This is a genomic window from Rhizobium sp. LARHSG275 (assembly GCF_052871115.1).
In genome coordinates this window covers 217,821-238,257 of record NZ_JBIXJN010000012.1, presented here as the reverse complement: position 1 = coordinate 238,257, position 20,437 = coordinate 217,821, and the positions used below count along the sequence as shown (strand labels likewise).

General features: G+C 60.3%; 15 protein-coding genes, 1 tRNA gene and 1 pseudogene. 10 read left to right on the top strand and 7 right to left on the bottom strand.

Annotation, left to right across the window (positions count from 1 at the left end):
• Positions 1-275 precede the first annotated feature (275 nt).
• Positions 276-352 (top strand) — tRNA-Met (locus ACIPSK_RS18455).
• Between the two features lie 108 nt (positions 353-460).
• On the opposite strand, the pseudogene ACIPSK_RS18450 reads toward ACIPSK_RS18455, so the two are convergent.
• Together ACIPSK_RS18450 and ACIPSK_RS18445 are read right to left on the bottom strand one after the other, a co-directional pair.
• A pseudogene (locus ACIPSK_RS18450) lies at positions 461-3,840 on the bottom strand (DEAD/DEAH box helicase).
• Between the two features lie 121 nt (positions 3,841-3,961).
• Positions 3,962-4,150 (bottom strand): hypothetical protein, encoded by a 189-nt coding sequence (locus ACIPSK_RS18445; protein WP_162115616.1) that lies wholly within the window; start codon positions 4,148-4,150, stop codon positions 3,962-3,964.
• Between the two features lie 488 nt (positions 4,151-4,638).
• Here ACIPSK_RS18445 and ACIPSK_RS18440 point away from each other — a divergent pair, with 488 nt between their 5' ends.
• Entirely contained in the window at positions 4,639-5,421 is a 783-nt protein-coding gene (locus ACIPSK_RS18440; protein WP_017966401.1) for a helix-turn-helix transcriptional regulator, read from the top strand.
• Between the two features lie 15 nt (positions 5,422-5,436).
• Here ACIPSK_RS18440 and ACIPSK_RS18435 read toward each other — a convergent pair whose 3' ends face one another.
• Positions 5,437-5,757: a hypothetical protein gene (locus ACIPSK_RS18435; protein WP_017966402.1), complete on the bottom strand. Its 321-nt coding sequence runs from the start codon at positions 5,755-5,757 to the stop codon at positions 5,437-5,439.
• A gap of 385 nt (positions 5,758-6,142) precedes the next feature.
• On the opposite strand from ACIPSK_RS18435, the gene ACIPSK_RS18430 reads away from it, so the two are divergent.
• Genes ACIPSK_RS18430 through ACIPSK_RS18410 form a run of 5 tightly spaced genes read left to right on the top strand, consistent with a single transcriptional unit; the run spans position 6,143 to position 11,550 of the window.
• A complete protein-coding gene (locus tag ACIPSK_RS18430; RefSeq protein ID WP_017966403.1) occupies positions 6,143-7,165 on the top strand; it encodes a UDP-glucuronic acid decarboxylase family protein in 1,023 nt (340 codons plus the stop codon).
• Between the two features lies 1 nt (position 7,166).
• Positions 7,167-8,150, top strand: coding sequence for a UDP-glucose 4-epimerase GalE (gene galE, locus ACIPSK_RS18425; RefSeq protein WP_017966404.1), 984 nt, complete (start codon positions 7,167-7,169; stop codon positions 8,148-8,150).
• The gene (locus ACIPSK_RS18420) at positions 8,147-10,015 is read left to right on the top strand and encodes a glycosyltransferase family 2 protein (protein ID WP_017966405.1); all 1,869 of its coding nucleotides are present in this window, start codon (positions 8,147-8,149) and stop codon (positions 10,013-10,015) included. The genes galE and ACIPSK_RS18420 overlap by 4 nt, the downstream gene beginning before the upstream one ends.
• A gap of 37 nt (positions 10,016-10,052) precedes the next feature.
• Positions 10,053-10,574: a DUF995 domain-containing protein gene (locus ACIPSK_RS18415; protein WP_017966406.1), complete on the top strand. Its 522-nt coding sequence runs from the start codon at positions 10,053-10,055 to the stop codon at positions 10,572-10,574.
• Between the two features lie 4 nt (positions 10,575-10,578).
• Complete coding sequence (locus ACIPSK_RS18410; protein WP_017966407.1) at positions 10,579-11,550, top strand: glycoside hydrolase family 26 protein; 972 nt, start codon at positions 10,579-10,581, stop codon at positions 11,548-11,550.
• 78 nt (positions 11,551-11,628) lie between these two features.
• Here the strand turns inward: ACIPSK_RS18410 and ACIPSK_RS18405 are convergent, their stop codons facing one another.
• Positions 11,629-12,915, bottom strand: a complete 1,287-nt coding sequence (locus tag ACIPSK_RS18405) for an ABC transporter substrate-binding protein (protein WP_017966408.1) — start codon at positions 12,913-12,915, stop codon at positions 11,629-11,631.
• 144 nt (positions 12,916-13,059) lie between these two features.
• On the opposite strand from ACIPSK_RS18405, the gene ACIPSK_RS18400 reads away from it, so the two are divergent.
• Genes ACIPSK_RS18400 through ACIPSK_RS18390 form a run of 3 tightly spaced genes read left to right on the top strand, consistent with a single transcriptional unit; the run spans position 13,060 to position 16,966 of the window.
• Entirely contained in the window at positions 13,060-14,094 is a 1,035-nt protein-coding gene (locus tag ACIPSK_RS18400; protein WP_017966409.1) for a LacI family DNA-binding transcriptional regulator, read from the top strand.
• Between the two features lie 8 nt (positions 14,095-14,102).
• Complete coding sequence (locus ACIPSK_RS18395; RefSeq protein ID WP_017966410.1) at positions 14,103-15,959, top strand: DUF2264 domain-containing protein; 1,857 nt, start codon at positions 14,103-14,105, stop codon at positions 15,957-15,959.
• Positions 15,956-16,966: a hydroxyacid dehydrogenase gene (locus ACIPSK_RS18390; protein ID WP_017966411.1), complete on the top strand. Its 1,011-nt coding sequence runs from the start codon at positions 15,956-15,958 to the stop codon at positions 16,964-16,966. Before ACIPSK_RS18395 ends, ACIPSK_RS18390 begins: the two co-directional genes overlap by 4 nt.
• A gap of 27 nt (positions 16,967-16,993) precedes the next feature.
• Here the strand turns inward: ACIPSK_RS18390 and ACIPSK_RS18385 are convergent, their stop codons facing one another.
• The 3 genes from ACIPSK_RS18385 to ACIPSK_RS18375 form a co-directional block, all read right to left on the bottom strand.
• On the bottom strand, positions 16,994-18,271 hold the full coding sequence (locus tag ACIPSK_RS18385) for a Gfo/Idh/MocA family protein (protein WP_026154377.1): 1,278 nt from the start codon (positions 18,269-18,271) through the stop codon (positions 16,994-16,996).
• A 151-nt stretch (positions 18,272-18,422) separates the two neighbouring features.
• Entirely contained in the window at positions 18,423-19,247 is an 825-nt protein-coding gene (locus ACIPSK_RS18380; RefSeq protein ID WP_017966413.1) for a sugar phosphate isomerase/epimerase family protein, read from the bottom strand.
• A gap of 25 nt (positions 19,248-19,272) precedes the next feature.
• Positions 19,273-20,436 (bottom strand): dihydrodipicolinate synthase family protein, encoded by a 1,164-nt coding sequence (locus ACIPSK_RS18375; RefSeq protein WP_017966414.1) that lies wholly within the window; start codon positions 20,434-20,436, stop codon positions 19,273-19,275.
• Position 20,437 lies beyond the last annotated feature (1 nt).

The window sequence follows — 20,437 nt, the reverse complement described above, 5'->3', positions numbered from 1 at the left end:
AACACGGCCGTGAAACGCCCCTGCGCCCATGGTACTTCGTCTTAAGACGCGGGAGAGTAGGTCGCTGCCAGGTCTGCAAAACGCAACTTTGATAAAACAATCTTCTCTAAACAAAACAAACGGCCCATGCCGAACAAAAAGGGTCGCCCAAGCGGCCCTTTCTGCTGTAATATAATAACGCGGGGTGGAGCAGCCCCCGCCGGAACCGCAGAAGGCAAAGCCTTCGAGGACCGGCAAACAAAAAGTCCGGGCTTGCCCCAGACAGCTCATCATGGCGCGGGGTGGAGCAGCCCGGTAGCTCGTCAGGCTCATAACCTGAAGGCCGCAGGTTCAAATCCTGCCCCCGCAACCAAATCCCAAATACACATACGCAAAAGCCCGCCTCCTGCGGGCCTTTTGCGTTTTTGCTTACCGGTGGGTCGAGGCAGGCATCCGCCGGGCAGCAATTGGATCCGATGCTTCAGTTCAATTCATCCCGGGCCAGGAATTCGGCTGCCTGAATTGTCTCCAGGGCGCTCGCTGTCTCCCGGAAATAAGGCAGGCCTTCCCAGAGGCTGCGATCGCCGACGATATAGAATCGGCGTTTGGCGCGCGTGAGGGCAACGTTCAAGAGGTTCGGCTTCGAGGCGGCCCAACTGGCCGCTCCGCTATGGTCGGCATCGGCGCCGAGCACCATGAAAACGATGTCTTCTTCCTTGCCCTGGAAGGTATGCACCGTGCCTATCCGATCCCGCAGCCACATCGACAGTTTCGGTGGAGGCGAGCGCGTATTTCCGTTCCAATCGACCCAGGCTGCATGGGCCAGAGCCTGCTTCAGACTGTTCTTGACCTCCTTGAACGGCGAAATGATATAGAGATCAGGCAATACGCCGTCCCGGCGATAGGTGGCGGTGAGGAGATCGACGATGAAGTCCGTCTGTTCTGGAACGGCCTGTTTGCCGGCTACCCTTCCCTTGACGTCGACCCAAGCACTGTCGCCATAAAACGGTGGAGCATCGCCGGCGGGCCGGCGCTCCTGCAGTCCGAAGACCATCTTGTTCTGATAGGCGATCTGGTTGGCAAGGCCGAACATCGGATCGATGCAGCGCCGATGCACCCTGAGAGGGCTGCCGATCCAGAGCCCGTCCGCCTCCTCGCCCGGAACGGTCGTTCCATAGCGATTGGCGGCATCCGCCAGCATCTGCACCGACGCCCTGTTCGGCGAATATTGTCCTGCGGCGGTGTGGGGCGAGAGAGCCGAGGTGGCGGTGATCAGCGCGCTGGGTAGCGTGAAGACCGGCTCGATTTGCTGGGGATCGCCGATCACCATGACACGGCGCGCCCGCAACAAGGCCCCGACCGCCGCCTGCGGCACCGCCTGACCGGCTTCATCGATGAAAACCCAGCCGATCGAGCCGGCTTCGAGACCGCGGAACTGCCGGGCAAAGGACGCAAACGTCGTCGACACGATCGGAACGATCATGAAAAGGCTCTGCCAGATCAAGGCAATGTGCTCGCCATCGACGGGACTGTTGTTGGAAAGTAGTTTGCTGATGGCGACGATATTTCCCCCAAAACCTCCGCTCTTCCTGCCGACCTCCGCCAGCCACGCTTCATGCAGCGTCAAAGCCGCTTCCAGCAATGCAGAACGCAGACCTGCCAACTCGTCTCGATGCCACAGACCATCAATCTGGAAACGGTCGGCCTCGAGATCGGAGAGATGCCTGGGTACGGTGGGATGATCGAGAATCGTCCCGAGACGATCGAATTCCTCTCTCTTCCTAGACCAGATTTCCCGTTGCGATCCTAGCGCCCGCTCGGCCCGTTGATGTCCCCGCAACGCTCGCTTCAGCGCAGGTCCATGGACTTTCGCAAGACGACGCTCGCATTCCGCCAGGGCCTTGCGCAGTTCCAGCTGCTTGCGCGCGTTGGCAACGACATCTTGCCGATGCTGCCGGGCAGGATTGGCCGGCAGCACTTTCTCCCACCACGCAGGAGCGCTGCGCTCTAGCAGCTGTTCCTCCTCCTTCAGATGAGACAATCCTTCCCTGATACCGAGCATTTCGGCCGCGACCATGTCGCAGCGATCTTGTGCGCGCCGAAGTTCGGTCGCGGCCGCCCTGACCCCTTCAAGCGCCTCGCGGCAGAATACATCTTGCGAAACCAGCGCGATTTCATCACAGAGATCGGCATAGCGCGCATACTGGCCGATCTTGTCGCGAACCACCTCATCGGCGGCATGAAATGCCGCCGCTGCCTCGGCGAAGGTTGGTCCCTCGTAGCCTTTTAGCCATTCCCAGATGGTCTGTGGCTTATCGGCGCCGGACCAGCCAGGTTTTGGCCTTTCGGCGATCTCCATGAAGGCGAAACGTTCCTTGAAGGCTCGACGGTTCCGGGCGTTGCCGAGCGCACAGGCGATCAACCCCCATGGGCGGTCGCCGTCGGAGAGCTTGACGGCAGCTCCATTGTCCTTCTGGCAAGCGATCTTGTGCGCGACCGCTGCAGATATTGGAATGAAGATGTCTTCCCAATCGAACTTCGTTTGGGAAGGTCGCGCGAGATATTCTCCACTGCGGCGTTGTTGGACGAAGCGACGACCATTTCGAATCCCGAAATAGCCGGGATCAGCGCCGATATCGAGGCGGTGCTTCGGTCCGTGAAGATGGCTCGGCGCGGCGAGCCGTCGAAGGCATCGCGCGCCGTCTTCAAGGAGGCCAGGACGCGGGCGCGCCGAACGATATTATCCGCGAACATGTCGCGAAGCAGGGTCGTCTTTCCCGTCCCTGGTGGGCCGTTGACCGAGAACAGTCCCGTTTCCGAAAGGTCGCCGATGGCCGAATTGATCGCGAACTGCTGCATGAGGCTCATCGCCTGGTGAGGTTCGCTGAGCCAGCGTCCGCGGTTGAGATTTCCTGGATGCAGGGCTTGAACGATCGCCCGGCGTCCATCCTCCGAGTAGAGGTCGATCCGCTTCTCTTGCGCAGGCGGCGTGAGATATTGCCTGAGCGGCTCGGGGATATCGCCGTGTTTGACGCACGTCATCGCCCGTTCGATATCCTCGATGAAGAAACTGTTCAGGATCCCGATGTCTTCTTCAACGTTTGCACTCTCCTCCTCCTCGTCGCCGGCATCGAGCGCATTGCTCTCCTGCGGTGGCGGCAAGGAGATGATTTCAGGTTTCACCACCCTATCTCGGTAGCGTATTTCGACAGCAGCGATGGGTTTCTCTTGTTTCGAGGCAAAGCCGGCCCAATCGCAGAGCAATTCATGCAGCGTCAGGATTTCGGCTGCATCGATCGGCTGACCGTCGGGATCCTCGGCGGACGAAGATCTCAGATGCCGTTGTGCCCGAAAGTTTTGAAGCAATTCCGAAAGCTGCCTCTTGCCGTCGGCAAATGCCTCGTGGCTGAGTGAGGAGAGGCCGGATTTCCGCACCCGCCCCAGAGCCCAGGGAAGCGTGGAAACGGAAAATGTTTCGAACAACGGCTGTCCAAAGGGGGAGAGCTGCAGGCTGGCAAAGCAGGTATCGCCATCGAGATCGCCGCGTTCGGCATCCTCATACTCGTTGCTATCGGCCGCAATGCTATCGAAGTGCCTGCGGATATCGGCAATTTCGGATTTGCTGAAAACGCCGAGGAACAGGGTGAAGCCCGTAATCTGCTTCTCTTCGGGTATCGCTGGGCGGCTGAGTGCGGCGCCGTCATCCTCGAGCGTTTTCGCATGCAGCCAAAAAACGCTTCGGCCTTCACTGGAGGCAATACGACTGGAGAGATCGTAAGGAATGAAGAACTCGATTTTGTGCCAGAAATCGAGAATGGCGAGAAGCCGTTCTCTTTCGGCGCCGTCTGCATTCATCTGCATGAGTTCTCACTGAGGCGTTGCAAAATAGGCTCGCGCTTGTTTTAGCAACGATCGCAGCTCGAAATCAAAGTCCATGGCGACTGCGCGTCTCGAACGCATTTCCGCACATGGCAATACCGCGTCAATGCAGACGCGGTCGGCGTCGCTCGCCGAGCGCCGTCCCCGGTTCCAGCAAAGCCATGGTCGCCGCCACGACATCGGTCTTGCCAGCGGCGGGCTCGGCGATCGAGCGCAGCCGTTTGAGCGCAGCACCGCCGGCATAATCGAGCGTGGCTGGATCCTCCGAATGCAGGTCCCGGATTTGCGGCAAAGACGGCCCCTTCCGCCAGCCGTTTGCCCCGATCTCGCCGACCCGGCGGACAGTCTCTACAGCTCGCTGATATTGCAGGGCAAGCTGCGTGTCGCCAAGCCGCATCTGGATCGGTGTAGGATCGGGCCCCGCTGGCTCAGTGAGGCCTTGGCAGTCAAGGATCCTGTCAGCTTGCCTCGGCCACGCTGCATGACGAAAGTATGACAAATTGTACTGAAATATTACATTAAGCTGATCGTCTATAGTCAGAGCAAATATAACCTTCAAGTATCTACCAAGTGAAAATGCAACCAAAGCTTTGTATTATATGGTTTTTCGTCCGCTAAAACTAATCACTTTGGGCCATTTCCTTCCTTCTCAATCCGTATTAACATAATTAAGAAATGTCTAAAAAATAAGGCGATGACATCCGGGATCGACATTTCATACTATCTAATACCCGCCATCGCTCCACGTTTGAGTAAAGTGTAACGCTAGGGGAGGCGTATATGTTCATGACAGGCTCTGGAATGGAGAATACTGACCAGGGGAGGAAGTTGAGTACGTCTGGAGATACTATACTAGTAGTGGCAAAGGCGGATTTATTTTCGGAGTGCATGGTAGAAGCACTGGCAAAGAAATTTCCGAATTGTGAAGTAGCAAGCATAACGAGCACCAAGCCAATGCTGGAAAAAGATACCAGCGAGATTAAGCTTGTTTTATTCTATCATATACCCGGCCCCGAGCTTCATGAGGCGTTGCAGGCTGCGCGCGAAAACCACCCTGAAACCTCGATCGGGCTTGTTGTCGAAGCGATCGACATGCTCGAGCCCTACGTCAGCCGGCTGGTGGAGGCAAGGATCATCGATGGTGTCCTGCCGCTTAATCTCCGGCTCGACGTCTTCATGGCCGCTGTGGATTTACTGATGAAGGGCGGCGAACATTTTCCGTCAGCACTTCTCAACCGTCTCAACAACAAGAACGCCCAGCTGGAACCTTCGCTCTATCAGGCAAAATCGGTCGATGCGGCCCGCAACAATGCGCTCAAGCTGAGACGCGACAGCATCTCTGCTTTGACCACCCGGGAGGTTCAGATCCTGGATCTCATCTGCAAGGGGACGCAGAACAAGATCATCGCCGACAAGCTGCATCTTTCCGAAAACACCGTGAAGGTTCACGTCCGCAACATCTACAAGAAGATGAACGTGCGGAACCGCACGGAAGCGGCATCCCGCTTCTTCAATGAGCATCCAGCCGGAGAAGACGACATGTCCGGCCGGTGGCGCAATTGATATAATGCTATTGTTTCAGATAGAAGGACGCGCAAAGCAGCGCGACTTCTGTCCGAAGCCGCTTGGAGAGCAGATATAAGGCGCTGAGCCGTGATAGGCGACAGCGCGGGCCGTTACTCCGGCCGGGCGCTCGGCGTGATTTTCCGGATAGGCGTAGGCCTTCGAGAAACGCGGAGCCTCGGCCACGACGAGATTCTTCTTCGCGACGACAGCGATATCGTCATCAACGAGCGTGCAAGCCGTTTGTCCGATCGCCATAAGCGTCGTTCCCCCGACGAACATCGCCAAACGAAGACACCAGCCTTTCAGCTGCGCTGCATCTTGTTTCTTCAACATAGCCCAAACCCCTCGCATATGGCACTTCCGGATGCAAGACCGGCCGTGCCGTTGAGCTCCGCCGATCTCCCGACTTCCCTCGTATATTAGCGGCATTGAGTGAAGCTTGAGAGGCGTATGAGAGGCGTATTGGTGGTAAAACATTGAAGTGATTAATCATTTGTTACTTTTAAGTATACTTTCGTAATTATTTCGGATATCTAAATCTTTTCATGTTGACCCCGCTAACATTCGTTGTACTATTTTACTAATAATTCGGTATCCGAAGAGTAACTACAAAGTTATTCGTGTATGGACGCTCAGTTTTATGAATATCCAGAGCGGGTACAGAGGCATGCAGTGCGTAAATAAAACAAAAGACTAAATACCTGGGAAGGAGTTGGTAATGCGTAGTTTCGTTCCCAACGAAGGCACTTCTAAAGTGTCAGACATACCGGTGCTCCAAGGACGACGCACCGTTCTTGTAAATGGCGGGGGCGGCTTCCTCGGTTCACATCTCTGCGAAAGGCTCCTGCAGCGCGGCCACAGCGTTACATGCCTCGACAATTTCTCGACCGGCCGCCGTGCGAATGTCGCTCACCTTGCAGCGAACATCCGCTTCCGCATCGTCGAGCACGATGTTAGGCAGCCCTTCGATATCGACGCGTCGCTCATCTTCAATTTCGCCTCCCCCGCCTCTCCGCCCGATTATCAGCGGGATCCTGTGGGAACGCTGCTCACCAACGTGCTCGGCGCCGTCAATACCCTTGATTGCGCGCGAAAGACCGGTGCGATCGTCGTCCAGTCGTCGACCTCAGAGGTCTATGGCGATCCGACCCAGAGCCCGCAGCACGAATCCTATTGCGGCAATGTCAACCCGATCGGGCCGCGCGGCTGTTACGACGAAGGCAAACGCAGCGCCGAAACGCTGTTCTTCGATTACCACAGGACTTACGGTGTCGACATCAAGGTCGGCCGCATCTTCAATACCTACGGACCGCGCATGCGCCTGGACGACGGGCGGGTGGTTTCCAATTTTATCGTTCAGGCCCTGCGCAACGCCGACCTGACGATCTATGGCGATGGTCAGCAGACCCGTTCTTTCTGCTACGTCGACGACCTCGTTGAGGGTTTCCTGCGTTTTTCGGCTGCCGGCAGCGCCTGCAACGGTCCGATCAACCTCGGCAACCCAGCCGAAATGACCGTTCGGCGTCTGGCGGAAATCATTCGAGACTTGACGAACTCGCGTTCCCGGATAGTTCACCTGCCTGCGGTCACCGACGACCCTCGTCAGCGGCGGCCTGATATTTCCCGGGCCATGGCCGATCTTGGCTGGAAGCCCCGCATCGGGCTGGAAGCCGGCCTGGCTCGCACCGTCGAATATTTCGACGGACTGCTGGCCGGCACAGAGAAGGCGGAGGTCGTATGAGATGCCCCGCTACATTCTCGTTACCGGCGGCGCCGGTTTCATAGGCAGTCATATCTGCAAAGCGTTGTCGCGCGCCGGCATGATCCCCGTCACCTACGACAATCTCTCGACGGGACATGCCGACAGCGTCCGCTGGGGCCCGCTCATCCGGGCAGAGCTTGCCGACGCTGCCACGCTGCGCCGGACCCTTGCAGAGTTTTCGCCCGATTGCGTCATCCATTGTGGTGCCAATGCCTATGTCGGCGAATCCGTCGACATGCCCAGGAAATACTACCGGAACAATGTGGTCGGCAGCCTGACGCTGCTCGAGGTCTGCCTCGATCAGGACATCGAGCGGATCGTTTTTTCGAGCAGCTGCGCCACCTATGGCGTTCCCGCCTCGCTGCCGATTCGGGAGGAAAGCCCGCAGCACCCGGTCAATCCCTATGGGCGCACCAAGCTGATCTTCGAGATGGTGCTTGAGGATTTCGCCGCCGCCTACGGTATCCGCTTTGCCGCGCTGCGCTATTTCAATGCGGCCGGCGCCGATCCAGATGGCGAGCTTGCCGAGCGTCATCATCCCGAGACCCATCTCATCCCTCGCGCCCTTCTTGCCGCTGCCGGCAGGCTGGAGCGGCTCGATATCTTCGGCACCGATTATGCGACCGAGGATGGAACCTGTGTTCGCGATTATGTTCATGTCAGCGATCTCGCCCAGGCGCATCTCGCCGCCGTCAATCATCTGATGGCGGGCGGCGGCTCGCTCAGCGTCAATCTCGGCTCCGGCCGGGGCACTTCGGTACGGGAGATTCTCGAGGCGATCCGTCGCGCGAGCGGTCGTGAAGTCCCCGTGAATTATCGCGCCCGCCGTTCCGGCGATCCGCCGATCCTCTTTGCCAATGCCGCAAGGGCGAAAGCGGAACTCGGTTTCGCGCCGGTCTTGTCGGATATCGATACGATCATCCGCACCGCCGGCCCCACCTTCGGACTGGAGATGAGGGCATGAGTGACACACTGCAAGTCGGTCACAGCGCCAGGACGGCGGAGGCCGCCACAGCTGATGCATTCGATCCTGTTTTCACCGGCTGGAACCGCGTCGCCTATGCCTTCGGCATCCTCTGCTGGCTGGCAGCACTCGGTTATTTCTGGATCTGGTGGTGCCAGTCCGCCCATATTATTTCCTGGGCGGCCTTCGTGCTGATTACCCTCGTGCTTGCTTGGATCACGCTGGTACCGGCCTATTTTATCCTGATCTTCCTCGACGCGAGAACGGTCAGCGCTCGGGCAGGGCTGCCGGAAGGGCGGGTGGCGATGGTCGTCACCAAGGCGCCGTCCGAGCCCTTTGCCGTCGTTCGCGCTACGCTTCAGGCGATGCTCGACCAGATCGGCGTCGATTTCGATGTCTGGCTGGCCGACGAGGACCCTTCGGACGAAACCACGCGCTGGTGTGCGGAGCACGGCGTGCTGATCTCCACCCGAAAGGGTGTGGCGGAGTATCATCGCACCGCGTGGCCGCGTCGGACGCGTTGCAAGGAAGGCAACCTCGCCTATTTCTACGACCATTTCGGCTATGCACGCTATGATTTCGTCGCCCAGTTCGATGCCGACCATGTGCCGACGCCGACCTACCTCCGTGAAGTCCTGCGCCCCTTTGCCGATCCCGGCATCGGTTATGTCTCCGCTCCCAGCATCTGCGATGCCAATGCCGGCGCAAGCTGGGCGGCGCGCGGCAGGCTCTATGCCGAGGCAAGCCTGCACGGTTCGCTGCAGATCGGTTACAACAATGGCTGGGCGCCCCTATGCATCGGTTCCCATTATGCGGTCCGCACATCAGCCCTTCGCCAGATCGGCGGCCTCGGCCCCGAACTTGCCGAAGACCATTCGACGACGCTGATGATGAATGCCGGCGGCTGGCGCGGCGTGCACGCCGTCGATGCGATCGCCCATGGCGACGGACCAGCAAACTTCACTGATCTCGTCGTCCAGGAATTCCAGTGGTCGCGCAGCCTGGTCACCATTCTGCTGCAACATTCCCGCCGCTACATCATGCACCTGCCCTGGCGACTGAGATTTCAGTTCGTGTTCTCGCAGTTGTGGTATCCGCTCTTCTCCGCCTTCATGGCCGTGATGTTCCTGCTGCCGGTTGCCGCCTTGATGACGGGCCAGGTCTTCGTCAATGTGACCTATCCGGATTTCCTACTGCATTTTGGGCCGATATCGGTCGTGCTGACGCTGTTTGCCTTCTTCTGGCGGGCCACGGCAACCTTCAGGCCGAACGATGCGAAACTGTTCGGCTGGGAAGGGCTTGCCTTCATCTTCCTGCGCTGGCCATGGTCGCTTGCCGGCAGCCTCGCCGCGCTTCGCGACTATATCTGTGGCTCTTTCGTCGATTTCCGCATCACTCCGAAGGGAAGGCAGCAGCAGCGGTTTTTGCCGCTGCGCGTCATCGCGCCCTATATCGGGCTCGCCGGTCTTTCCGCCGTCGCAATGATGTTTGCGACCGATGCCGCGGCCGCCCAGGGTTTTTATGTTTTCGCCATGATGAACCTCTCGGTCTACCTGTCGCTGACGGTGCTGATCGTCGTTCGCCATGCAGTCGAAAACGATCTGCCGCTGCTGCCGCAATCGCGCGGGCTGTGGCTTGCGACAGCCACCGGGCTTGCGATTTTCGTCGCCGGCGGCACGCAGGCGGGGAGCCACGGCCTGCGCGGCCTCGAAGCTCTTTCGCACGGCCAGGCGTTCGTCAGTTTCACCGAAACGCAATTTGCCGTGGCCGGCGCCGGCCTCGGCGGCGGCAAGACCAGGATCGTGAAGTTCCGCCTCAGATGGAATGGGTTCGGAAGCACGGGACGGGACGAACAAGGTGTCTGAGCCGGCGGAACCGGCAAGTATCGATTAGGAGGATGTAATGAGTATCGGATCGAAATTATACGGAGCGGCGCTCGCTTTGAGCCTGTGCCTGCCAGTGGCAGCATACGGCGCAGAGGTCGCCAAAACGAAGGCGCCAACGCCGGTCAGCGCCTATGAGCTCTATCGTATCTACGGCGACAAGACCTGGACCTGGAACACCGGCGGCGGCCGTTTCTTCGACAATGGGCGGCGGTTCGTTGCCTGGAGCAATGACAAGGGGAAGCCGTCCTTCGCCGAAGGCAGATGGGTGGTCGACGATCTCGGCCAGCTCTGCATGCGTGCCACCTGGACGAATGCCGAGGGTGCGGCCCGCGCCAGCACCTGTTTCGGTCACCGCAAGATCGGCAACACGATCTATCAGCGGCGCCAGCCGGACGGCAATTGGTACGTCTTCCGCCATGCATCGGTGCTTCCGGATGACGAGTTCCGCAAGCTCGTTCCCTTGGATACGGTGAGCGCGAAGGCGCGCGAACTGAAGCAGGTTCTGCTGAGCCAGGAAATAGCCCGAAAAGGAGGGTGAAGCCATGAAGAAGCTAATGAAAAACAACCTCTCGACCACCGCGATCGCGTTGCTGTTGTTGTGTGTCGCGGAACTGCCGGGCCGAAGCGAAGTGCAATATGCGGGCATTGCGCCAAATCCGGCGGCGGCCGTGCAGACGATCATCGACAAGCGCCCCGTCGTTCATGCCGGCGGCATCAAGTTCGGGGCCTACGATCCGCACGGCGATTTCGGCGCGCAGACGAATGTCGCGACCGAAGCCCTGTTCCTGCCGTGGGAGGACGTCGACCTGGAAACCTTGCGGGTCGCCGATGCCTATGCGCTGGCGAGAGGCCGCAACCTGCTGATCACTGTGGAGCCGTGGTCCTGGGACGTCGACTGGCGGCTAAGCTCCGCTCAACTTCGCGCCAAGGTCCTGCGCGGTGACTACGATGTCAACATGCGTTCGATCGCCCATATGATATCCGAGCTGAAAAGCCCGGTGATTGTCCGCTGGGGACAGGAGATGGAGGACAAGTCAGGGCGGTTCTCCTGGTCCGGCTGGAGCCCGCAAGACTATATCACGGCCTACAAGCGGATGATGGACATCGTCCGCAAGGAGGCGCCCGGCACAGAGCTCATGTGGTCGCCGAAGGGAGAACCTGGCCTTCAGGCCTACTATCCCGGCGACGATTATGTCGATCTCGTCGGGCTCTCGGTCTTCGGCCTGCAGCGCTACGACGAGCTTGCCTACAAGGAGCACCGGACGTTCTCGGAAGCGCTGAAGCAGGGCTATGATCTCGTCGCCGGCTACGGAAAGCCGATCTGGGTGGCGGAGCTCGGCTATGAAGGCGGCGACGCCTATATCAGGCCGTGGATCGAAACTGCCACGTTGAAGCAGAGCGCCTTCCCGAATCTGCAGGAAGTCGTCTATTTCAACGACCGGGATGTGCAAGCATGGCCGTTCGATCTCGGCCGGCCGGATTGGCGCGTGGTCGAAAACCTGGGCAGCAACTGATAGTCCGGAAAACAGAGGCCTGAAATACGAAGAGGCCCGCCGGGGTGTTGCGGGCCTCTCCTCATGTCGGGCGACCGATCATCCCTTGATCGTTGCCTTACCCTCTTCGATGAGCCGGGTCGCCGCATCGGCGGGCGAAATCCGTTCGAAGGCGAGTTCGTCGCAAATCGGGCGCAGCACGCGCTGGTCGAATTGGGTTGCTCCCATCGGTACCGGCGGCGGATACTCGCCGACCTGATCCTTGAGCAGGTTCACGTATTTGACCGTTTCCTGCTCCGTCGGGTTGAGTTGCGGCAGGATGGCTTCGCGTACGGCAGGCGACATTGGCACGCCGCGTTCGACACCCAGAATCTTGCCGGCTTCGGGATCGTTGACAAAGAAGCTGATGAACTTCGCGGCAGCTTCGCCCTGCTTGGTCGTGGCGCCCACACTCCAGATCAGTGCCGGACGGTAATAATGGCCGGATGGACCGCCCTTCTTTTCACGCGGCAGCATGGTGATGCCGAGCTTGTTCTTGATGATCAGCTGATAGCCGATCATCTGGTTGGAATAGGCCATGCCGATCACCGATTTGCCGAGACCAAGGCAATTGGTGTCGATCGTGTTCTGATCGAGCGTCTGCACGTCGGCAGCAACAGTGCCGCCCGCCTTGCGCAGTTTCTCCCAGTAGTCGAACCATTCCCTGGCATCGTCGGCCGTGAAGCCCAGCCCAACACTTTCTCTCGCAAAGAGGCTTTTGCCGCGCTGGCGCAGCCAGGCATCGAACACATAGGCGTAGCGCGCCGCATAGGGGCCGCCGCCCTTGCCGGAAGACTTGGCGAGTTCGACGGCGAGCTTGGCGTACTCATCCCAGGTGAGGTCGGGCGTCGGCAACGGGATGCCTGCCTTTTCGAATTCGACTGTGTCGAAGAACATCGAGAAGGAGTTGAGGCCGAGGCCAACACCATAGAGCTTACCGTCAATGGTGGTCAGTTTCAGCATATCGGCACCGAAGGACTGAACGTCCAGGGTGGAGGGGACGAATTCATCGAGCGGCAGGCAGGCGCCGCGCTTCGAATAGTCTGAAATCGTTCCCGGCTCGAGTTGGAAGATGTCGGCGATCGAGCGGCCAGCCATCTGCGTTGCCAGCTTCGTCCAATAGCCGTCGCCCGAAAGCGATTCACCGACGATAGTGACGCCAGGCGTTTTCGACTGATAGAGCTTGGCAACATCGAGCGTGCGCTTGGCGCGGTCGTTGGATCCCCACCACATGGCGCGCAGTTGCGCGCCTTCGGCAAAGGCCGGAATGGCGCTTCCGGCGCCGAGAGCGAGGCCGGCGGCCGCACCGGCTGAACCCATCAGAAATGAACGGCGATTGACCTGCATGCTAATCCTCCTTGTCCCAATTGCCCGCTGCCATCCTCCAACGGCGTTATCGGGCACTTCGGCAAACAGATTACGCAAAAAAAAATTTATTGCAAGAAGCAACCATTTTCTTGCAAATTTGCATCACTTGCATAATGTTTGCCTATGAACGACCAAAAGATCAGACGGCCGCGTCAGGCCGATATCGCTACATTGGCCGGGGTCTCCGTCTCCACGGTGTCGCGCGTGCTCGCCAATGAACCTGGCATCAGCGAAACCGTCCGCCGCCAGATATTGAAGGTGGCAGCCGAGCACGGCTATCCCGTCAAGCCTGCTTCCGACGCCGTTGCCGGCGGGCTGGCGCTGATTGCCAGCGACGGCGTCACCGGCACCCTCAGCGTCTTCTATGAAGCCATCGTCGACGGCCTGCGCGCCGGCGCTGCCGAAGCGGGCATGCCCTTCGACGTCCGGTTGGTCCGCGAGGATCGAACCACCCCGGATGCCGTGCGCGACTATATGCAGACGGCTGAGGCTGAAGGTCTCTTTCTCGTCGGCATCGATCCGAACGAGATGCTGCGTGGCTGGCTGCAAGCCAGCATGACACCGACCGTTCTTGTCAACGGCACTGATCCAAGGATGCAGTTTGACGGTGTTTCGCCGGCTAATTTCTTTGGCGCTTACGAGGCCACCCGTCGGCTGACCGAAGCCGGGCATCGTCGCATCCTGCATCTCAGCGGCTCCCACCGCCACACGATCCGCGAGCGCGTGCGCGGTTTCGAGGCGGCGATCGCCGCCGTCCCCGGCGCCGAGGGCCGTCTGGTGTCCTTGACACTTCAAGGCAGCGCCATCCGCGAGGCACATGAACGCACGGCAGAAGCACTTGCCGAGGATGCCGGTTTTACCGCCGCCTTCTGCATGAATGATTTCATCGCCGTCGGCGTGCTCGAGGCTGTCACCGAGGCCGGCCTGCGCGTGCCGGAGGATTTCGCGATCGTCGGTTTCGACGATCTGCCCTGCGCGCTGATGACCAATCCGCGGCTGTCCACCATGCGCGTCGATCGTTCCGCCCTCGGGCGCGAGGCCGTGTCGCTGATGCTCGCCCGTTTCCGCAACAGGACGGCACCGGCGCGCCACATCTGCCAGGCGGTCATTCCCGTTCCGGGCGGAACTGTTCCGAATCCGAATGCCGAAAACCCGTGAGAGATGCGATGACCTATGATCCCGCCAGCGCCAACCCGCTTGCCGGCAATCCGCTGGAAACCCGCGCCGATATGAGCGGCGCCCTGCTTGCTCTCTTCAATCCGCTGCTTGCCTGTTTTTCGAAGGGCAATGCCCGCGTCACCCTCAATGGCGGCGGCGCCCATTTCGACCGGGCAGCGGCCGATCTCGAAGGGTTCGCCCGCCCGCTCTGGGGACTGGCGCCGTTTGGCGCCGGCGGTGGGAACTTTGCCCATTGGCATCGGTTTGCCGAGGGTCTCGCAAACGGCACCGATCCCGCCCATCCCGAATATTGGGGAACGGTGAATAGCCGCGATCAGCGGATGGTCGAGCTTGCCGCTCTCGGTTTTGCCCTGGCGCTGGTGCCGGAAAAGATCTGGGAGCCGCTCGATGCGCGCGCCCGCGGCAATGTCGTCGCCTACCTCAAGCATGTCAGACAGTTCGACTATGCCGACAACAACTGGAAATTCTTCCGGATCTTCGTCGATATCGCACTCGATCGTCTCGGCGCCGATTTCGACCGCAGCCTGACGCGGCAATATCTCGAGGAACTCGAAGGCTTCTATATCAGTGACGGCTGGTATCGCGACGGAAACGTGCGTCGCATCGACCATTACATTCCCTTTGCCATGCATTTTTATGGCCTGATCTATTCGAAGCTCGTCGATGACGATTATGCAAAACGCTACCGCGAACGCGCGGTCCTCTTCGCCCGGGATTTCCGCCACTGGTTTGCCGCTGACGGGGCGACGATCCCCTTCGGCCGCAGCCTGACCTATCGCTTCGCCTGCGCCGGCTTCTGGTCGGCGCTGGCCTTTGCCGATGTCGAGGCTCTGCCTTGGGGGGAGATCAAGCATCTCTGCCTTCAACATCTGCGCTGGTGGAAGGACAAGCCGATCGCCGATCGCGACGGCGTGCTGTCGATCGGCTTCGGCTATCCGAACCTCCTGATGTCGGAGAGCTACAATTCCGCCGGCTCGCCCTACTGGGCCTTCAAGGCCTTTCTGCCGCTGGCAATCCCCGATGATCATCCGTTCTGGACCGCTACGGAAAAGGAGCCGGAGCAGGCGCCTGTTGTCGTCGCCCAGCGTCACCCCGGCATGGTGATCATGCGGGCGGGCGGCGATGTCGTGGCCCTGTCTTCCGGCCAGGAAAACCTGCAGATGCGGTGCGGCACGGAAAAATACGCGAAGTTCGCTTATTCCGCTCGCTACGGCTTCAGTGTGGAGGCCGATGAGCGTGCCTTTGCGCTTGCCGCCTTCGATTCAGCACTTGCCTTCAGCGATGACGGGCTGCACTACCGCGTGCGCGAAACGAACGAGGAAGCCAAGCTCGCAGGCGACGTGCTGTATGCGAAATGGTCGCCTTTTGCCGATGTCGACGTCGAAACCTGGCTCGTGCCTGCCGCTCCCTGGCATATCCGCCTCCACCGGGTCAGGACAAGTCGGCCGCTGCGGATTGCCGAAGGCGGGTTTGCCATCGGCCGCCGGGATTTTGAGCTGGATACGCTGTCCGCTTCCGATGGGGTTGCCTATGCGATCGGCGACGCCGATTTCACCGGCATTCTCGATCTCGGCTCTTCGGTCAAGCGTTCGGGGCTCGTCCAGAAGGCAATGCCCAACACCAACGTGATTGTCGCGAAAACCCTCGTGCCGCAACTGCGCGGGCAGATTCCGGCCGGTGAAACAATTCTGGTGACGGCGGTGCTCGCGCTTGACGATCCCGCTGCTGTCTCGTCTGTCTGGACGATCCCGCCGAAAGCGCCTGACATTGCAGCGCTGGAGTCCCTGGTGAGGGAAAAGGGCGTGACAGTCAGCGCGATTGAGGCGCCGGGACACATGCCATGAGCCAGCCGGCCATTGTCCTTGCCATGCAACCGTCGCGCACGGAGCATGTCCTGCCGGATGAGGTCCGGCGCCGGCTGAGCGGCATCGGTCGCCTGCTGGATTCCAAGCCGCTGCAGCGCTTCGACGACGAGCGTGCGAGGCGTCTGCTGGCCGAAGCCGAAATCCTGATCACCGGCTGGGGCGCCCCCTATGTCGGGCCTGAAATCCCCGCCGCGGCGCCGCATCTTAAGCTCATCGTCCATGCGGCGGGCACGGTAAAGGGCGTTGTCGACGACGCCATCTTCGAAGCCGGTATCCCGGTCAGCCATTCGGCCGAGGCCAATGCTGTGCCGGTTGCCGAGTTCACGCTGGCGGCGATCATTTTCGCCGGCAAGCGTGCTTTCCGTTTCCGCGATCTCTACGTTGCCGACCGCAACCGCAATCGGACTCATCCGATGCAGCGCGAAGCGATCGGAAACTACCGCCGCACCGTCGGCATCGTCGGCGCGTCGCGCATCGGCCGGCGCGTCATCGAGCTCCTGAAACCCTTTGACTATAGGCTGCTGCTCGCCGACCCGACGCTCGATGCCGCTGAGGCAGCCGGCCTCGGAACGGAAAAGGTCGATCTCGATGAATTGATGCGGCAGGCAGACATCGTTTCCCTGCATGCGCCGTCGCTGCCGTCGACACAGCATATGATCGATGCGCGAAGGCTGTCGCTGATGAAGAACGGCGCGACGCTCATCAACACGGCGCGCGGCATTCTCATCGATGAGGCCGCCCTGCTTTCGGTGCTGAAGACCGGCCGCATCGACGCGGTCCTCGATGTCACCGATCCGGAGATCCCGGAGGCGGGCTCTGCTTTCTACGATCTGCCGAATGTCTTTCTGACACCGCATATCGCCGGCGCCATCGGGCTGGAACGGGCGCGCCTCGGCGAGATGGCGGTGGACGAGATAGAGCGCTTCGTGACCGGCCAGCCGCTGCTCTACCAGATCCACCAGGCAAATCTCGAAAACATCGCCTGAGGCGTCGAGCGGCTCAGGCGAAGGGTATCAGCGCGACGTCCTCAGCGAATTTGGCGAACCGTCATTGGCAAGTTCAGGCATGAGATCGGCAATATTGACCACCTTTCCGGTGCGCGAGCTCTCCAGCGCGGCAATACCGCAAAGCACCGACATGGCACCCGCCCGCGTGCCGGCGCGTTGGGCGAGCCTGTCTTCCGAATCGGGCTTGAAGATCATGTTGCGCATCCGATCGTCGCCGCCGTAATGGCCGCCGGTGAAATGCGGAACGACGATGCGCTCCACAGCCTCCTTACCATCAGGGAAATTGCGGATGAGGAGGATCGTGTCCTGCTTCGGCTCTTCCCAGGGCTGGGCCTCGTATTGGCGAAGCTCGATGCGCCCTTTGGTGCCGTTGAAGGCAAGGTGATGGCCTTCGATCGGCTGGAAGGTGTTCAGCGAATAGGAGACATGGACATTGTTGCGGTAACGCAGCGACACCACCATCGTGTCGGGAATGTCGATGTCCTCGCGGAAGACGCAGCCGTCTCGGAAGTAGCCGTCGATCTTCGAGGGATCCTCGTAGAGCGAATCGAGGAAAGGATCGGCCTCGAGATCGAGGTAGTAGTCGCATTCATGTGCGTGCGGACAGAGCTTGCAGCGCGGGCCGCGGAACGGGCCCCTGCTGCCATAATTCTGCAGGTCGGCGAAGGAGGTGACGGCATCGGGATCGCTGTCGAGGTACCAGTTCAGCAGATCGAAATGATGCGTCGCTTTGTGGACGAACAGGCTGCCGGAATTCTCCGTATAGGCATGCCAGCGGCGGAAATAATCGGCGCCGTGTTTGGTGTTCAGATACCAATGAAAATCGACTGACGTGACCCGGCCGATCTCGCCGGCATTCAGCAATTCCTTGATCTTCGCCGCCGTCGGCGCATAGCGATAGTTGAAGGACACGTCGACCCGGCGACCAGTGCGCTTTTCGGCATCCAGAATCCGGCGAATCTTCTCGACCGAGGTCGTCATTGGCTTTTCGGTAATGACGTCGATACCGGACTCCAGCGCCCGTACGACGATATCGTCATGCGTATGATCGGGCGTACAGACGATGACCAGATCCGGTTTCTGCTCGGTAAGCATCGAATCGATGTTTTCGTAGAGCGGCGCATTGCTGCCGATCATGTTGCGGGCGCGTTCGCCACGCAGCGAATTCTTCTCGACGATCGCGGTCAGCTCGACATGCTCGCGCCAGCCGGCAAGCAGATCCTTGCCCCACATGGTGGTGCCGCGGTTTCCCGTCCCGATCAGGGCAAAACGGCGTTTCTCCATCGAATGATCCTCCTGCATGCGTGATGAAACAAATACTGAAATCAGGCCTAAAGCGCGTCGCGATCTTTCAGATTCGCTTGGCCAGCGCTCTAGGTTTTTGATTTTCGCATGTCATGGTCCAAAACCGCTGTACACTTTTGCGCGACATGCCTTAGCAGCAGCTCCTGAAGCGCTCGACGCAGGTGGCGATCACTTCCTCGGCCGGGCGTTTCCACCAGTTCTCGGCCGAAAAGATCTCCACCTCCTGCGCGCCGAAGAACCCAGCGGTCTCCACCATTCGCCTTATGCCTTTGAGGTCGATCACGCCATCGCCCATCATGCCGCGGTCGAGCAGCATGTCCGTTGTCGGCACCAGCCAGTCGCAGATGTGATGGGCAAAGATGCGTTTCAGGCGGCCGGCGCGGGCAATCTGGTTGGCAAGATCGGGGTCCCACCAGACATGGTAGACATCGATCGCCACGCCGACATCCTCGCCGAGCTGCTCGCACATGTCGAGCGCCTGACCGAGTGTATTCACGCAGGCACGGTCCGCGGCATACATCGGATGCAACGGTTCGATGGCAAGCTTCACGCCGGCAGCCTGCGCATGCCGCAGCACCGCGGCAATGCCGTCGGACACCATCTGGCGCGCAGCGACGATGTCCTTCGACGCGCCCGGCAGGCCGCCGACGACCAGCACGAGGCAATCGGCTGAAAATGCCGCCGCCTCGTCGATCGCACGCCTGTTGTCGTCGAGGTTTCTCTGCCAGTCGGCATCGTTTGCCGCCGGGAAGAAGCCGCCGCGGCAAAGCCCGGTCAGCTTAATGCCATTCGATTTGACGATACGCACCGCCTCGTCGAGACCGGCCTTGGCGACCTGGTCGCGCCACGGCGCGATCGCGGTGATGCCGTGTTTCAAGCAGATGTCCACGGCTTCTGCAAATCCGCATTGTTCGCGGATCGTCGCCAGATTGATCGAAAGTCCTTCGACCTGCATGTCATTCTCCTCCCATCCGGTGGCTTCAGTTGACGCCGTGGACGGCGAGCACCTTCTGCATCCGGCTTGCGGCCAGTTCGGGATCGGCCAGAACCCGTGCCTTGTCGGCCAGGCGGAAGAGTTCGGCCAGATGCGTCAGCGAGCGCGTGCTCTGCTGGCCGCCGACCATGACGAAATGGTCCTGCAGGCCGTTGAGATAGGCGAGGAAGACGACGCCGGTCTTGTAGAAGCGGGTCGGCGCCTTGAAGATGTGGCGCGACAGCGGCACCGTCGGCTCCAGCAGGTCGAAGAATTCATGACTGCTCTTGCGGCCGAGCGCCTCGAGGGCTGCCGAGGCAGCCGGCGCGATGGCGTCGAAAATGCCGAGCAGCGCGTCGGAATGGCCCTCTTCGTCGCCGGCGATCAGTTCCGCATAGTTGAAATCGTCGCCGGTATACATGCGCACGCCTTTCGGCAGCCGGCGGCGCATCGCCACTTCCTTTTCCTTGGAGAGCAGCGAGATCTTGATGCCGTCGACCTTGTCGGCATGCGCCTCGATCACCTCGAGGCAGGTGGACATGGCTTCGATATGATCACCATTGCCCCAATAACCCTGAAGCGCCGGATCGAACATTTCGCCGAGCCAATGGATGATGACAGGTTCCTTGACCTGGCGGAGAATGCGGTCATAGACGCTTACATAGTCGTCCGGCCCTTTGGCGGCGGCGGCAAGCGCCCGGCTCGCCATCAGGATGATGCGACCACCGGCCGCCTCCACCGTTTCGATCTGCTCCTCATAGGCCCTGAGGATCGTGTCGATAGTGACATCAGGTCCCGGCGGCAGATGGTCGGTGCCGGCGCCGCAGGCGATCAGCGCGTCCTTTCGGCCGGCCGCCTCACCGAGCGCCCGGCGGATGAGGTCGCGCGCTTCCGGCCAGCCGAGGCCCATGCCGCGCTGCGCCGTATCCATCGCTTCGGCAACGCCGAGGCCGAGATCCCAGAGCCGATGGCGAAAGGCAAGTGTTCGCTCCCAATCGATCGCCGGCGTCAGCCACGGATCATTGTCGGCGAGCGGATCGGCGACCACATGGGCGGCGGCAAAGGCGATGCGCGGAAAGGCCTTGGAGTCGCGCTTGACGAGCGCGATCGGCGTGCCCGTCAGCGTGTAGGGGGCGATCTTGCCGTCGAGAGGGAGATTGATCGTCGTCACG